The 18,680-nt window shown below is 61.7% G+C and carries 1 protein-coding gene; it reads left to right on the top strand.

All coding sequences use genetic code 11. The annotated features are described in order from the left end of the window. Nucleotides 1–18,605: immunoglobulin-like domain-containing protein (locus tag ACIPIJ_RS17730; RefSeq protein WP_401078998.1), on the top strand; the 18,605-nt coding region annotated here is incomplete at its 5' end. Nucleotides 18,606–18,680: the final 75 nt, after the last annotated feature.

Below are 18,680 nucleotides of genomic sequence, written 5' to 3'. Positions count from 1 at the left end.
TCACCGTTGAAGCAGGCAAGACCACTGGCACCGTGGACTTCCAGACGCCGGCCAATGACGTTTACAACAATGGCTCGACGGTCAGCACCACCATCACCGGCGCTACCGGTGGCAACTTCGAGCAACTGACGCCGAACCCGGCGCCTGCCGAGACGGTGATCAACGACAGCATCGATACCGTTACCGTCAGCATCGTCGGTAATGGCGATGTTACTGAAGCTCAGGCACCGAGCTTTACCGTCTCGGTTAGCCAGAAGCTGGATCACGACCTGACCGTAACATTGAGCAACGGTGCGACCGTCGTCATCGCTGCGGGTCAAAGCACGGCCACTTACAGCCTTCCAGCGCAGGGCGATGATGTATTCAAGGACGCAGGCTCGGTTACCCTTGGTGTGGTTGATGCAAGCGTTGCCGGCAAGACATTCGAAGACCTGAAGCTGAGCGGTTCCGCTACCGTTCAGATCACCGATACCGTCAGCGAAGTGGTCGCCACCCTGACGGCGGACAAAACCACCGTCGCGGAAGGTGGCCAGATCACTTACACCGTGACCCTGACCAACGCCCAGGGCCTGTCGGTCACCGGCCACAACGGCCTGACCTTCACCCTGTCCGACGGCACCAAGGTGACCGTTCCGGCCAACAGCGCCAGCGGCACGGTCACCATCACCGCCAACGATGACGTCTACGTTGGCGGCCAGCCGGCGATTACCAACAAGCTGGAGTCGGTTGAAGGGGCGGACGACTTCGAAAAACTGACCCTGGGCGACAGCTCCGTCACCACGACTGTGACTGACGAGCCAGGCACCGGTACTCCGGGCACTGGTAACGAGGGCGACAAGGTTTCCGTCACCATCGTTAGCAACGGCAATGTCACTGAAGATCAGCAGCCTTCGTTCACGGTGAAAGTGAGCCAGAAGCTCGACCACGATCTGACTATCAACCTGTCCAACGGCGGCCAAGTCGTGATCGCTGCCGGCCAGACTGAAGCCATCTACCAGGCGCCAGCCCAGGGCGATGACGTCTTCAAAGATCCAGGTTCGCTGACTGTCGGCATTACCGACGCCACCGTGGCTGGCAAAACCTTTGAGAATCTGGAACTGGGCAACAGCGCCACCGTCCAGATCACCGACACCACCAGCGAAGTCGTTGCCACCCTGACGGCGGACAAAACTACCGTCGCCGAGGGCGGCCAGATCACTTACACCGTGACCCTGACCAACGCCCAGGGTCTGTCGGTTACCGGCCACAATGGCCTGACCTTCACCCTGTCCGACGGCACCAAGGTGACCGTCCCAGCCAACAGCGCTACCGGCACGGTCACCATCGCTGCGCCCGACGACGTCTACGTTGGCGGCCAGCCGGCGATTACCAACAAGCTGGAGTCGGTTGAGGGTGCGGACGACTTCGAGAAGCTGACCCTGGGCGACAGTTCCGTCACCACGACCGTGACTGACGAACCAGGCACCGGTACTCCGGGCACGGGCAACGAAGGCGACAAGGTTTCCGTCACTATCGTCAGCAATGGCGATGTGAACGAGGCTGAACAACCGACCTTCACCGTCAAGGTCAGCCAGAAGCTCGACCAAGACCTGACAATCAACCTGTCCAACGGTGGCCAGGTAGTGATCGCCGCCGGCCAGACCGAAGCCATCTACCAGGCGCCGGCCCAGGGTGATGACGTCTTCAAGGACGGCGGCTCGCTGACCGTCGGCATTACCGATGCAACCGTCGCCGGCAAAACCTTCGAGAACCTCGAACTCGGTGGCGGCGCCACCGTCCAGATCACCGACACCACCAGCGAAGTCGTTGCGACCCTGACCGCAGACAAGACCACCGTCGCGGAAGGTGGCCAGATCACCTACACCGTGACCCTGACCAATGCTCAAGGCCTGTCGGTCACCGGCCACAATGGCCTGACCTTCACCCTGTCCGACGGCACCAAGGTGACCGTACCGGCCAACAGCGCCACCGGCACCATCACCATCACTGCGCCGGACGATGTCTACGTTGGCGGCCAGCCAGCGATTACCAACAAGCTGGAGTCGGTTGAGGGTGCGGACAACTTTGAAAAACTGACCCTGGGCGACAGCTCCGTCACCACGACCGTGACTGACGAACCAGGCACCGGTACTCCGGGCACGGGCAACGAGGGCGACAAGGTCAGCGTGACCATCGTCAGCAACGGCAATGTCACCGAGGACCAGCAGCCTTCGTTCACGGTGAAAGTGAGCCAGAAGCTCGACCACGATCTGACTATCAACCTGTCCAACGGCGGCCAAGTCGTGATCGCTGCCGGCCAGACCGAAGCGATCTACCAGGCTCCGGCCCAGGGTGATGACGTCTTCAAAGATCCAGGTTCGCTGACTGTCAGCGTCACTGACGCAACGGTCGCCGGCAAAACCTTCGAGAATCTGGAACTGGGCAACAGCGCTACCGTCCAGATCACCGACACCACCAGCGAAGTCGTTGCCACCCTGACCGCAGACAAGACCACCGTCGCGGAAGGTGGCCAGATCACTTACACCGTGACCCTGACCAACGCCCAGGGCCTGTCGGTCACTGGCCACAACGGCCTGACCTTCACCCTGTCCGACGGCACCAAGGTGACCGTCCCAGCCAACAGCGCCAGCGGCACCATCACCATCACTGCGCCGGACGACGTCTACGTTGGCGGCCAGCCGGCGATTACCAACAAGCTGGAGTCGGTTGAGGGTGCGGACGACTTCGAGAAGCTGACCCTGGGCGACAGCTCCGTCACCACGACCGTGACTGACGAGCCGGGCACCGGTACTCCGGGCACTGGCAACGAAGGCGACAAGGTTTCGGTCACCATCGTCAGCAATGGCGATGTGAACGAGGCTGAACAACCGACCTTCACCGTCAAGGTCAGCCAGAAACTCGACCACGACCTCACCGTCAACCTGTCCAACGGTGGTCAAGTCGTGATCGCCGCCGGCCAGACCGAAGCCATCTACCAGGCACCGGCCCAGGGTGATGACGTCTTCAAGGACGGCGGTTCGCTGACTGTCGGCATTACCGACGCGGCCGTGGCTGGCAAAACCTTCGAGAATCTCGAAGTCGGCGGTTCGGCCACTGTCCAGATCACCGACACTACCAGTGAAGTGGTCGCGACCCTGACCGCAGACAAAACCACCGTTGCGGAAGGCGGCCAGATCACCTACACCGTGACCCTGACCAATGCTCAAGGCCTGTCGGTCACTGGCCATAATGGCCTGACCTTCACCCTGTCCGACGGCACCAAGGTCACCGTCCCAGCCAACAGCGCTACCGGCACCATCACCATCACTGCGCCGGACGATGTCTACGTTGGCGGCCAGCCGGCGATTACCAACAAGCTCGAATCGGTTGCAGGTGCGGACGACTTCGAAAAACTGACCCTGGGTGACAGCTCCGTCACCACGACCGTGACTGACGAACCGGGCACCGGTACTCCGGGCACTGGCAACGAGGGCGACAAGGTTTCCGTCACTATCGTCAGCAATGGCGATGTGAACGAGGCTGAGCAGCCGACCTTCACCGTCAAGGTCAGCCAGAAGCTGGACCACGACCTCACCGTGAACCTGTCCAACGGTGGGCAAGTCGTGATCGCCGCGGGTCAGACCGAGGCGATCTACCAGGCGCCGGCCCAGGGTGACGACGTCTTCAAAGATCCAGGCTCGCTGACCGTCGGCATCACCGACGCGGCCGTGGCTGGCAAAACCTTCGAGAATCTCGAAGTCGGCGGTTCGGCCACTGTCCAGATCACCGACACTACCAGTGAAGTGGTCGCGACCCTGACCGCAGACAAGACCACCGTTGCGGAAGGCGGCCAGATCACTTACACCGTGACCCTGACCAACGCCCAGGGCCTGTCGGTCACCGGCCACAACGGCCTGACCTTCACCCTGTCCGACGGCACCAAGGTGACCGTCCCGGCCAACAGCGCCAGCGGTACCGTCACCATCAATGCGCCGGACGATGTCTACGTTGGCGGCCAGCCAGCGATTACCAACAAGCTGGAGTCGGTTGAAGGTGCGGACGACTTCGAGAAGCTGACCCTGGGCCAGGATCAGGTGAAGACCGAAGTCACCGACGAACCAGGCACCGGCACTCCGGGCACGGGCAACGAAGGCGACAAGGTCAGCGTGACCATCGTCAGCAACGGCAACGTCACTGAGGACCAGCAGCCTTCGTTCACGGTGAAAGTGAGCCAGAAGCTCGACCACGACCTGACTATCAACCTGTCCAACGGTGGCCAAGTGGTCATCGCCGCCGGCCAGACCGAAGCCATCTACCAGGCGCCGGCCCAGGGTGATGACGTCTTCAAGGACGGCGGCTCGCTGACCGTCGGCATTACCGATGCAACCGTCGCCGGCAAAACCTTCGAGAACCTCGAACTCGGTGGCGGCGCCACCGTCCAGATCACCGACACCACCAGCGAAGTCGTTGCGACCCTGACCGCAGACAAGACCACCGTCGCTGAAGGCGGCCAGATCACCTACACCGTGACCCTGACCAACGCCCAGGGCCTGTCGGTCACTGGCCACAATGGCCTGACCTTCACCCTGTCCGACGGCACCAAGGTGACCGTCCCAGCCAACAGCGCTACCGGCACGGTCACCATCACCGCCAACGATGATGTGTACGTCGGTGGCCAGCCAAACATCGTCAACAAACTCGAATCGGTTGAAGGTGCGGACGACTTCGAGAAGCTGACCCTGGGCGACAGCTCCGTCACCACGACCGTGACTGACGAACCAGGCACCGGCACCCCGGGCACGGGCAACGAAGGCGACAAGGTTTCGGTGACCATTGTCAGCAATGGCGATGTAAACGAGGCCGAGCAGCCGACCTTTACCGTCAAGGTCAGCCAGAAGCTGGACCACGACCTGACTGTGAACCTGTCGAACGGCGGTCAGGTGGTCATCGCCGCTGGCCAGACCGAAGCCATCTACCAGGCGCCGGCCCAGGGTGATGACGTCTTCAAGGACGGCGGCTCGCTGACCGTCGGCATTACCGATGCGACCGTAGCGGGTAAAACCTTCGAAAATCTGGAGCTGGGCAACAGCGCCACCGTCCAGATCACCGACACCACCAGCGAAGTGGTCGCCACCCTGACGGCAGACAAAACTACCGTCGCGGAAGGTGGCCAGATCACTTACACCGTGACCCTGACCAACGCACAGGGCCTGTCGGTCACCGGCCACAATGGCCTGACCTTCACCCTGTCCGACGGCACCAAGGTCACCGTCCCAGCCAACAGCGCTACCGGCACGGTCACCATCACCGCCAACGATGATGTGTACGTCGGTGGCCAGCCGAACATCGTCAACAAGATCGAGTCGGTCAGCGGCGGCGACGACTTCGAGAAGCTGACCCTGGGCGACAGTTCCGTCACCACGACCGTGACTGACGAGCCGGGCACCGGCACCCCGGGCACTGGCAACGAAGGTGACAAAGTCAGCGTGACCATTGTCAGCAATGGCGATGTGAATGAGGCTGAACAACCAACCTTCACCGTCAAAGTGAGCCAGAAGCTCGACCACGACCTGACAATCAACCTGTCCAACGGTGGCCAAGTGGTCATCGCCGCTGGCCAGACCGAAGCGATCTACCAGGCACCGGCCCAGGGTGATGATGTCTTCAAAGATCCAGGTTCGCTGACCGTCGGCATTACCGATGCGACCGTGGCTGGCAAGACTTTCGAAAACCTCGAAGTTGGCGGTTCGGCTACCGTCCAGATCACCGACACCACCAGCGAAGTGGTCGCGACCCTGACGGCGGACAAAACCACCGTCGCGGAAGGTGGCCAGATCACTTACACCGTGACCCTGACCAACGCCCAGGGCCTGTCGGTCACTGGCCACAATGGCCTGACCTTCACCCTGTCCGACGGCACCAAGGTGACCGTCCCGGCCAACAGCGCTACCGGCACGGTCACCATCACCGCCAACGATGATGTGTACGTCGGTGGCCAGCCAAACATCGTCAACAAACTCGAATCGGTTGAGGGTGCGGACGACTTCGAAAAACTGACCCTGGGCGACAGTTCCGTCACCACGACCGTGACTGACGAACCAGGCACCGGCACTCCGGGCACGGGCAACGAAGGCGACAAGGTTTCGGTGACCATTGTCAGCAATGGCGATGTGAACGAGGCTGAACAACCAACCTTCACCGTCAAGGTGAGCCAGAAGCTCGACCACGATTTGACCGTGAACCTGTCCAACGGTGGCCAGGTCGTGATCGCTGCTGGCCAGACCGAAGCCATCTACCAGGCTCCGGCCCAGGGTGATGACGTCTTCAAAGATCCAGGTTCGCTGACTGTCAGCGTCACTGACGCAACGGTCGCCGGCAAAACCTTCGAGAATCTGGAACTGGGCAACAGCGCTACCGTCCAGATCACCGACACCACCAGCGAAGTCGTTGCCACCCTGACCGCAGACAAGACCACCGTCGCGGAAGGTGGCCAGATCACTTACACCGTGACCCTGACCAACGCCCAGGGCCTGTCGGTCGCTGGCCACAACGGCCTGACCTTCACCCTGTCCGATGGCACCAAGGTGACCGTCCCGGCCAACAGCGCGACCGGCACCATCACCATCACCGCGCCGGACGACGTTTATGTTGGCGGCCAGCCGGCGATTACTAACAAGCTGGAATCAGTTGAAGGGGCGGACGACTTCGAAAAACTGACCCTGGGCGACAGCTCCGTCACCACGACCGTGACTGACGAGCCGGGCACCGGTACTCCGGGCACGAGCAACGAAGGCGACAAGGTTTCGGTGACCATTGTCAGCAATGGCGATGTGAACGAAGCTGAACAACCAACCTTCACCGTCAAGGTGAGCCAGAAGCTCGACCACGATTTGACCGTGAACCTGTCCAACGGTGGTCAGGTCGTGATCGCTGCTGGCCAGACCGAAGCGATCTACCAGGCTCCGGCCCAGGGCGATGACGTCTTCAAGGACGGCGGCTCTCTCACCGTCGGCATTACCGATGCGACCGTAGCTGGCAAGACCTTCGAGAATCTGGAACTGGGCAACAGCGCCACCGTCCAGATCACCGACACCACCAGCGAAGTCGTTGCCACCCTGACGGCAGACAAGACCACCGTCGCGGAAGGCGGCCAGATCACCTACACCGTGACCCTGACCAACGCCCAGGGCTTGTCGGTCACTAGCCACAACGGCCTGACCTTCACCCTGAGCGATGGCACCAAAGTCACCGTCCCGGCCAACAGCGCGACCGGCACCATCACCATCACTGCGCCAGACGACGTCTATGTTGGCGGCCAGCCGGCGATTACCAACAAGCTCGAATCGGTTGAAGGTGCGGACGACTTCGAAAAACTTACCTTGGGTGACAGCTCCGTCACCACGACCGTGACTGACGAACCGGGCACCGGTACTCCGGGCACGAGTAACGAGGGCGACAAGGTCAGCGTCACCATCGTCAGCAATGGCGATGTAAACGAGGCCGAGCAGCCGACCTTTACCGTCAAGGTCAGCCAGAAGCTGGACCACGACCTGACTGTGAACCTGTCCAACGGCGGCCAAGTCGTGATCGCTGCCGGCCAGACCGAAGCCATCTACCAGGCGCCGGCCCAGGGTGACGACGTCTTCAAAGACGGCGGCTCGCTGACCGTCGGCATTATCGATGCGACCGTGGCTGGCAAGACCTTCGAAAACCTCGAAGTCGGCGGTTCGGCCACCGTGCAGATCACCGACACCACCAGCGAAGTCGTTGCCACACTGACGGCGGACAAAACCACCGTCGCGGAAGGTGGCCAGATCACCTACACCGTGACCCTGACCAACGCACAAGGCCTGTCGGTCACTGGCCACAACGGCCTGACCTTCACCCTGTCCGATGGCACCAAGGTGACCGTCCCGGCCAACAGCGCTACCGGCACGATCACCATCACCGCCAACGATGATGTGTACGTCGGTGGCCAGCCAAACATCGTCAACAAACTCGAATCGGTTGAGGGTGCGGACGACTTCGAAAAACTGACCCTGGGCGACAGCTCCGTCACCACGACCGTGACTGACGAACCAGGCACCGGCACCCCGGGCACGGGCAACGAAGGCGACAAGGTTTCGGTCACCATCGTCAGCAATGGCGATGTGAACGAGGCTGAACAACCAACCTTCACCGTCAAGGTGAGCCAGAAGCTCGACCACGATTTGACCGTGAACCTGTCCAACGGTGGCCAGGTGGTGATCGCCGCCGGCCAGACCGAAGCGATCTACCAGGCTCCGGCCCAAGGTGATGACGTCTTCAAAGATCCAGGTTCGCTGACTGTCAGCGTCACTGACGCAACGGTCGCCGGCAAAACCTTCGAGAACCTCGAAGTCGGCGGTTCGGCCACCGTCCAGATCACCGACACCACCAGCGAAGTGGTCGCCACCCTGACGGCAGACAAGACCACCGTCGCGGAAGGTGGCCAGATCACTTACACCGTGACCCTGACCAACGCCCAGGGCCTGTCGGTCACTGGCCACAACGGCCTGACCTTCACCCTGTCCGATGGCACCAAGGTCACCGTCCCAGCCAACAGCGCTACCGGCACCATCACCATCACTGCGCCGGACGATGTCTACGTTGGCGGCCAGCCAGCGATTACCAACAAGCTGGAATCGGTTGAAGGGGCGGACGACTTCGAGAAGCTGACCCTCGGCCAGGATCAGGTGAAGACCGAAGTCACCGACGAACCAGGCACCGGTACTCCGGGCTCTGGCAACGAAGGCGACAAAGTCAGCGTGACCATTGTCAGCAATGGCGATGTGAACGAGGCTGAACAACCAACCTTCACCGTCAAGGTCAGCCAGAAACTCGACCACGACCTCACCGTCAACCTGTCCAACGGTGGTCAAGTCGTGATCGCCGCCGGCCAGACCGAAGCCATCTACCAGGCACCAGCCCAAGGTGATGACGTCTTCAAGGACGGCGGCTCGCTGACCGTCGGCATTACCGATGCGACCGTAGCGGGTAAAACCTTCGAAAATCTGGAGCTGGGCAACAGCGCCACCGTCCAGATCACCGATACCACCAGCGAAGTGGTCGCCACCCTGACGGCAGACAAGACCACCGTCGCCGAAGGCGGCCAGATCACTTACACCGTGACCCTGACCAACGCACAAGGCCTGTCGGTCACCGGCCACAACGGCCTGACTTTCACCCTGTCCGATGGCACCAAGGTCACCGTCCCAGCCAACAGCGCTACCGGCACCATCACCATCACTGCGCCAGACGATGTCTACGTTGGCGGCCAGCCAGCGATTACCAACAAGCTGGAGTCGGTTGAGGGTGCGGACAACTTTGAAAAACTGACCCTGGGCGACAGTTCCGTCACCACGACCGTGACTGACGAACCAGGCACCGGCACTCCGGGCACGGGCAACGAAGGCGACAAGGTTTCGGTGACCATTGTCAGCAATGGCGATGTGAACGAGGCTGAACAACCGACCTTCACCGTCAAGGTCAGCCAGAAGCTCGACCAAGACCTGACAATCAACCTGTCCAACGGTGGCCAGGTAGTGATCGCCGCCGGCCAGACCGAAGCCGTCTACCAGGCACCGGCCCAGGGTGATGACGTCTTCAAAGATCCAGGTTCGCTGACTGTCAGCGTCACTGACGCAACGGTCGCCGGCAAAACCTTCGAGAACCTCGAACTCGGTGGCGGTTCGGCCACCGTCCAGATCACCGACACCACCAGCGAAGTGGTCGCGACCCTGACCGCAGACAAAACTACCGTCGCGGAAGGCGGCCAGATCACCTACACCGTGACCCTGACCAATGCTCAAGGCCTGTCGGTCACCGGCCACAATGGCCTGACCTTCACCCTGTCCGACGGCACCAAGGTCACCGTCCCGGCCAACAGCGCTACCGGCACCATCACCATCACTGCGCCAGACGACGTCTATGTTGGCGGCCAGCCGGCGATTACTAACAAGCTCGAATCGGTTGAAGGTGCGGACGACTTCGAGAAGCTGACCCTCGGCCAGGATCAGGTGAAGACCGAAGTCACTGACGAACCAGGCACCGGCACTCCGGGCACGGGCAACGAAGGTGACAAGGTTTCGGTCACCATCGTCAGCAATGGCAATGTCACTGAAGATCAGCAGCCTTCGTTCACGGTGAAAGTGGGCCAGAAACTGGACCACGACCTCACCGTCAACCTGTCCAACGGTGGTCAAGTCGTGATCGCCGCCGGCCAGACCGAAGCCATCTACCAGGCACCGGCCCAGGGTGATGACGTCTTCAAAGACGGCGGCTCGCTGACCGTCGGCATTACCGATGCGACAGTGACCGGCAAAACCTTCGAAAACCTGGAGCTGGGTGGCGGCGCCACCGTGCAGATCACCGATACCGTCAGCGAAGTGGTCGCCACCCTGACGGCGGACAAAACTACCGTCGCCGAGGGCGGCCAGATCACTTACACCGTGACCCTGACCAATGCTCAAGGCCTGTCGGTCACCGGCCACAATGGCCTGACCTTCACCCTGTCCGACGGCACCAAGGTCACCGTCCCGGCCAACAGCGCTACCGGCACCATCACCATCACTGCGCCAGACGACGTCTATGTTGGCGGCCAGCCGGCGATTACTAACAAGCTCGAATCAGTTGAAGGTGCGGACGACTTCGAGAAGCTGACCCTCGGCCAGGATCAGGTGAAGACCGAAGTCACTGACGAACCAGGCACCGGCACTCCGGGCACGGGCAACGAAGGTGACAAGGTTTCGGTCACCATCGTCAGCAATGGCAATGTCACTGAAGATCAGCAGCCTTCGTTCACGGTGAAAGTGGGCCAGAAACTGGACCACGACCTCACCGTCAACCTGTCCAACGGTGGCCAGGTGGTGATCGCCGCCGGCCAGACCGAAGCCATCTACCAGGCACCGGCCCAGGGTGATGACGTCTTCAAAGACGGCGGCTCGCTGACCGTCGGCATTACCGATGCGACAGTGACCGGCAAAACCTTCGAAAACCTGGAGCTGGGTGGCGGCGCCACCGTGCAGATCACCGATACCGTCAGCGAAGTGGTCGCCACCCTGACGGCAGACAAGACCACCGTCGCGGAAGGTGGCCAGATCACTTACACCGTGACCCTGACCAACGCCCAGGGCCTGTCGGTCACTGGCCACAACGGCCTGACCTTCACCCTGTCCGATGGCACCAAGGTCACCGTCCCAGCCAACAGCGCTACCGGCACCATCACCATCACTGCGCCGGACGATGTCTACGTTGGCGGCCAGCCAGCGATTACCAACAAGCTGGAATCAGTTGAAGGGGCGGACGACTTCGAGAAGCTGACCCTCGGCCAGGATCAGGTGAAGACCGAAGTCACCGACGAACCAGGCACCGGTACTCCGGGCTCTGGCAACGAAGGAGACAAGGTCAGCGTCACCATCGTCAGCAATGGCGATGTGAACGAAGCTGAACAACCAACCTTCACCGTCAAGGTGAGCCAGAAGCTCGACCACGATTTGACCGTCAACCTGTCCAACGGTGGCCAGGTCGTGATCGCTGCTGGCCAGACCGAAGCCGTCTACCAGGCACCGGCCCAGGGTGACGACGTCTTCAAAGACGGCGGCTCGCTGACCGTCGGCATTACCGATGCGACCGTAGCGGGTAAAACCTTCGAAAATCTGGAGCTGGGCAACAGCGCCACCGTCCAGATCACCGACACCACCAGCGAAGTGGTCGCGACCCTGACCGCAGACAAAACTACCGTCGCGGAAGGCGGCCAGATCACCTACACCGTGACCCTGACCAACGCCCAGGGCCTGTCGGTCACTGGCCACAACGGCCTGACCTTCACCCTGTCCGACGGCACCAAGGTGACCGTCCCGGCCAACAGCGCCAGCGGCACGGTCACCATCACCGCCAACGATGACGTCTACGTTGGCGGCCAGCCAGCCATCACCAACAAGCTGGAGTCGGTTGAAGGGGCGGACGACTTCGAGAAGCTGACCCTCGGTCAGGATCAGGTGAAGACCGAAGTCACCGACGAACCAGGCACCGGTACTCCGGGCACGGGCAACGAGGGCGACAAGGTCAGCGTGACCATCGTCAGCAACGGCAATGTCACCGAGGACCAGCAGCCTTCGTTCACGGTGAAAGTGAGCCAGAAGCTCGACCACGATTTGACCGTCAAGCTGTCCAACGGCGGCCAGGTGGTGATCACCGCGGGTCAGACCGAAGCCATCTACCAGGCGCCAGCGCAGGGTGATGACGTCTTCAAGGACCCAAGCTCGCTGACCGTCGGCATTACCGATGCGACCGTGGCTGGCAAGACCTTCGAAAACCTCGAAGTCGGCGGTTCGGCCACCGTGCAGATCACCGACACCACCAGCGAAGTCGTTGCGACCCTGACCGCAGACAAGACTACCGTCGCTGAAGGTGGCCAGATCACTTACACGGTCACCCTGACCAATGCTCAAGGCCTGTCGGTCACCGGCCACAATGGCCTGACCTTCACCCTGAGCGACGGCACCAAGGTCACCGTTCCGGCCAGCAGCGCCACGGGTACCATCACCATCAATGCGCCGGACGACGTCTACGTCGGTGGCCAACCGGCGATTGCCAACAAACTGGAATCGGTCACGGGCGCAGACAACTTCGAAAAACTGACCCTGGGCAGCAACACGGTGACCACCTCGGTCACCGACGAGCCAGGCTCGGGTACCCCAGGTACCAGCAACCAGGGCGACAAGGTCAGCGTGACCATCGTCAGCAATGGCAATGTCACTGAAGATCAGCAGCCAAGCTTCACGGTCAAAGTCAGCCAGAAGCTGGACCGCGACCTGAACATCACCCTGTCCAACGGCGGCAAGGTAACGATCCTCGCCGGCCAGACCGAGGCCATCTACAAAGCCTCGGCGCAGGGCGACGACGTGTTCAAGGACCCAGGTTCGCTGACCGTTGGTATCACTGAAGCGACCGTCGCGGGCAAGACCTTCGAAAACCTCGAGGTCGGCGGCTCGGCCACCGTGCAGATCACCGACACCCTCAGCGAGGTCGTCGCGACCCTGACAGCTGACAAGACCACCGTCGCTGAAGGTGGCCAAGTCACCTACACCGTGACCCTGACCAACGCCCAGGGCCTGTCGGTCACCGGCCATAACGGCTTGACCTTCACCCTGAGCGACGGCACCAAGGTCACCGTCCCGGCCAACAGCGCCAGCGGCACGGTCACCATCAACGCCAAGGATGATGTGTATGTCGGTGGCCAGCCGAACATCGTCAACAAGATCGAATCGGTCAGCGGCGGCGATAACTTCGAAAAACTCACCCTGGGCAGCAACGCCGTCACCACTACCGTCACTGACGAGCCAGGCTCGGGCACTCCGGGCACCGGTAACCAGGGCGACAAAGTCAGCGTGACCATCGTCAGCAATGGCGACGTGAACGAGGCTCAACAGCCAAGCTTTACCGTCAAGGTCAGCCAGAAGCTGGATCAGGACTTGACCGTGAAGCTGTCCAACGGCGGCCAGGTGGTGATCGCTGCCGGCCAGACCGAAGCCATCTACAAAGCGCCGGCCCAAGGCGACGACGTGTTCAAGGACAATGGTTCGCTGACCGTTGGCATTACCGAGGCAACCGTTACTGGCAAGACCTTCGAGAACCTCGAACTGGGTGGCAGCGCCACCGTGCAGATCACCGACACCCTCAGCGAAGTGGTCGCCACGCTGACGGCCGACAAAGCCACTGTCGCCGAAGGCGGTCAGGTCACCTACACCGTGACCCTGACCAACGCCCAGGGCCTGTCGGTCACCGGCCATAACGGCCTGACCTTCACCCTGAGCGACGGCACCAAGGTCACCATCCCGGCCAACAGCGCCAGCGGCACGGTCACCATCACCGCCAAGGATGATGTGTACGTCGGTGGCCAGCCGAGCATCGTCAACAAGATCGAATCGGTCAGCGGCGGCGACAGCTTCGAGAAGCTGACCCTGGGTAGCAACACCGTGACCACTACCGTCACCGACGAGCCAGGCTCGGGTACCCCAGGTACCGGCAACCAGGGCGACAAGGTCAGCGTGACCATCGTCAGCAATGGCAATGTCACTGAAGATCAGCAGCCAAGCTTCACGGTCAAAGTCAGCCAGAAGCTGGACCGCGACCTGAACATCACCCTGTCCAACGGCGGCAAGGTAACTATCCTCGCCGGCCAGACCGAGGCCATCTACAAAGCCTCGGCGCAGGGCGAAGACGTGTTCAAGGACCCAGGTTCGCTGACCGTCGGTATCACTGAAGCGACCGTCGCGGGCAAGACCTTCGAGAACCTGGAACTGGGTGGCAGCGCCACGGTACAGATCACCGACACCCTCAGTGAGGTGGTTGCCACCTTGAGCGCGGACAAGTCGACCGTCGCTGAAGGTGGCCAGATCACCTATACCGTGACCCTGACCAACGCCCAGGGCCTGTCGGTCACCGGCCACAATGGCCTGACCTTCACCCTGAGCGACGGCACCAAGGTCACCATCCCGGCCAACAGCGCCAGCGGTACCGTCACCATGAATGCACCGGACGACGTGTACGTCGGTGGCCAGCCGGCGATCGCCAACAAGCTGGAATCGGTCACCGGGGCCGACAACTTCGAGAAACTGACCCTGGGCAGCAACACCGTGACCACCTCGGTCACCGACGAGCCAGGCTCGGGCACGCCAGGCACTGGCAACCAGGGCGACAAAGTCAGCGTGACCATCGTCAGCAATGGCAATGTCACCGAAGACCAGCAGCCTTCGTTCACCGTGAAAGTGAACCAGAAGCTGGACCGCGACCTGAACATCACCCTGTCCAACGGCGGCAAGGTGACTATCCTCGCCGGCCAGACCGAGGCCGTCTACAAAGCGTCGGCGCAGGGCGAAGACGTGTTCAAGGACCCAGGTTCGCTGACTGTCGGCATCACCGACGCATCCGTTGCGGGCAAGACGTTCGAGAACCTGGAACTGGGTGGCAGCGCCACCGTGCAGATCACCGACACCCTCAGTGAGGTGGTCGCGACCCTGACGGCTGACAAGACCGCCGTCGCTGAAGGCGGCCAGATCACTTACACCGTGACCCTGACCAATGCACAGGGCCTGTCGGTCACCGGCCATAACGGCCTGACCTTCACCCTGTCCGACGGCACCAAGGTCACCGTCCCGGCCAACAGCGCCAGCGGCACGTTCACCATCACTGCCAAGGATGATGTGTACGTCGGTGGCCAGCCGAACATCGTCAACAAGATCGAGTCGGTCAGCGGCGGTGACAACTTCGAAAAACTGACCCTGGGCAGCAACACCGTCACCACTACCGTCACTGACGAACCGAGCGGCCAGGGCGACCTGACCACCGTGGGCATCAGCGGTGACACATCGGTAAATGAGGGCAATACCGCCCACTACACCCTGACCCTGAGCAACCCGTCGAAGACGGAGGTCACCGTCACCCTCAGCTACAGTGGCACAGCCACCAACGGCCAGGACTACACCGGCGTGGTCACGGTGAAGATCCCTGCTGGCAGCAGCAGTGCGACCTTCGATATCAAGACCATCGACGACCAGCTCGTCGAAGGCTCGGAAAACATCGTGATCAAGATCAGCGGTGCCACCGGCGGTGGTTTCGAGAACTTGCAGGTGGATGCGAGCAAGTCGTCCGTCACCACTACGGTCGTCGACAACGACCACGCACCGGTGTCGACCGGTGGTGCGGTGACGGGCAACGAAGACACCGACTACGTGTTCCAGTGGAGCAACTTCAACGTCACCGATGCTGATGGCAACAGCGGCCTGGGCGTGACCATCACCCAGCTGCCTGACCTCGGCAGCCTGAAGTTCTTCAACGGCACCGCGTGGGTCGACGTGAGCCTGAACCAGACCATCAGCCAAAGCGACATCGCCGCTGGCAAACTCAAGTTCGTACCGCTGGCCAACCAGTCCGGCGTTGATGGTTATGGTGGCACCGGCGTGGGCAACAAACAGGCCGACTACGCCCAGATCAAGTTCAAGCCGTTCGATGGCACCAACTCGGGCAGCGAAGCGACGCTGAAGGTCGATATCAACCCGATCGCCGACAAACCGGACCTGACCATCGGCAGCAACAACGTCAACTCGCTCGGCCTGACCAAGGAAACCTGGACCAGCCTCACCGGCCTGGGCACCAACGGCAACGGCATCACCGGCGATGCGCTGAAGAACGTGTTCGCCAACTCTGGCAACGCCAGCAAGAGCGAACAGGTGACCACGGTCGACACGTCGGCCACCGTCACCCCCGGCACAGGCTCGAAGACCTCTGGCCTGATCTACCTGGAAGCCGGCAAGACCTACACCTTCAGCGGCACCGCTGACGACAGCCTGCAGATCGTCATCGGCGGCAAGAACGTCGCCGGCGCCACCTGGGGTTCGGGCAGCGGTAGCATTTCCGGCAGCTTCACCCCGACCACCAGCGGCTACTACACCCTGGAGATCTACAACGCCAACCAGGCCGGCCCGGGCAGCCTGGATGTCAACATCAAGGTGGGCAACGGTGCGGTCACCGACCTGAACAGCGCCAACATCCCGATGTACCCCAACGTCGGTGCACTGGCCAATGCCGGTGTCACCGTATCTGACCTGCATGGCAGCAATGGCCAGGGTTACTACGACGGCTACAAGCTCAACGAAGGCGGCGAGAACGGTGCGCCGGTGAAACTGGTAAGCATCAGCTCCACGCTGACCGACACCGACGGTTCGGAAAGCCTGAGCGTCAAGCTCAGCGGCATCCCGGCAGGTTCGGTGGTGGCGGACAACGCCGGGCACACCTTCACTGTCGGCACTGCCGCAGTGGACGTGACCGGCTGGAACCTCGGCAGCCTGACCATCAAGCCACCGGCCTACTACGCCGGCCAGTTCGACGTGAAGGTCACGTCGACCTCCACCGAAAGCGTCGGCGGCAGCACCGCGACCAACGAGGGCACCATCAAGGTCACCGTCTACCCGCAGAGCTACAACACCAGCAACCTGTCGTCCGACAGCGATAACATCACCGGCACCGATGGCAATGACATCGTCGTCGCGGATGTCAGCGGCCTGCACGTGGTACCCGGCCAGGACTACAACATCGCCTTCATCGTCGACACCTCCGGCAGCATGGGCTCGTCGGGTGTGAACGCGGCGAAGTCGTCGCTGGAGTCGGTATTCAAGACCCTGGCGGCGAGCGTCAAGGGCTCGCAGTCGGGCACCGTGAACATTCTGCTGGTCGACTTCGCCACCCAGGTGAAGAGCAGCGTCTCGGTCACCCTCAACGATGCCGGCCTGCAGACGCTGCTCAATGCGCTGAGCAACCTGAAGTCCAACGGCGGCACCAACTACGAAGATGCCTTCAAGACCACCGCCAACTGGTTCGAGAACCTCAAGGATGCCGGCAGCACTGGCAGTAACCAGACGTACTTCATCACCGACGGCCAGCCGACTTACTACCAGACCAACGAAAACACCAACCCGACCCTGGGGACCTCGGGCGTCTCGCTGGATACCTACCTCGCCTCGATCAATTACAAGGCGGGCATGACGGTCAACGCCTACATCAACAACAGCAACTACATCTCCATCGACAGCAGTGGCAACTTGCAGGTGCAGTACCAGAGCGGAAGATACTGGTACAACGGCGTGTCGGGTACCGTGCATGCCGAGGGCAATGGCAGTTACGAGTTGTCATCGCTGGCGGGTACTGGCAACTCCACCAGTAACGCGACCTACAACAACTCGGTCGACAGCTTCAAACTGTTGTCCGGCCTGTCCAACGTCGAGGCCATCGGCCTCAACAACGACGTCAAGACCAGCGACCTGAAGCCGTTCGACTCCGATGGCAAGCCGCAGACCAACATCGACCCAAGCAACCTGGCAGACGCCATCCTCGGCCATACCGAGGTCACCAAGCCGGGTGACGACACGGTCAACGGCGGTGACGGCAACGACATCATCTTCGGCGACCTGTTGACCTTCCCGTCGGTCGCCGGCACCGGTGTGGAGGCGATCCAGGGTTACGTCGCCAACAAGCTGGGCGTGGATGCCGGTGATGTGGATGCCCGCGCGATGCACAAGTACATCAGCGAGCACTACACCGAGTTCGATGTCTCGGGCAGCAACGACGGCGCCGATACCCTGATGGGCGGTGCAGGTAATGACATCCTCTTCGGCCAGGGCGGCAACGACTACCTCGATGGCGGCAAGGGCAATGACATCCTGCTGGGCGGTACCGGCAACGACACGCTGATTGGCGGCCAGGGCAATGACATCCTGATCGGCGGCAGCGGTGCCGATACCTTCGTGTGGAAGGCCGGTGACATCGGCAACGACGTGATCAAAGACTTCAAGGCTGTCGAGGGCGACCGTCTTGACCTGCGCGACCTGCTGCAGGGCGAGAAGGCCAGCACCATCGACAACTTCCTGAAGATCACCACGGTCGACGGCTCGTCGACCTTGCAGGTGAGCACCGAAGGCAAGCTCAATGCTGCTGGCGGCCTGGCCAATGCCGATGTGACGATCAAGCTGGAAGGCGTCAACTGGTCGAACACCACGGTCAACTCGCTGATCAGCGGTGCCGACCCGACCATCAAGATCGACAACAACTGACCCGCTCCCGCGGTGGCCGCAGCCGGCCACCGCGGGCGGCCCTTTTCTCATCCCCCTGCTACAGCGCATACTCAT

Origin of the sequence: Pseudomonas sp. NPDC087185 (assembly GCF_044744955.1) — a bacterium.
Taxonomy (GTDB): Bacteria; Pseudomonadota; Gammaproteobacteria; order Pseudomonadales; family Pseudomonadaceae; genus Aquipseudomonas.
Note: the sequence above shows the minus strand (reverse complement) of the source record. Positions and strands in the feature narration are given on the sequence as shown.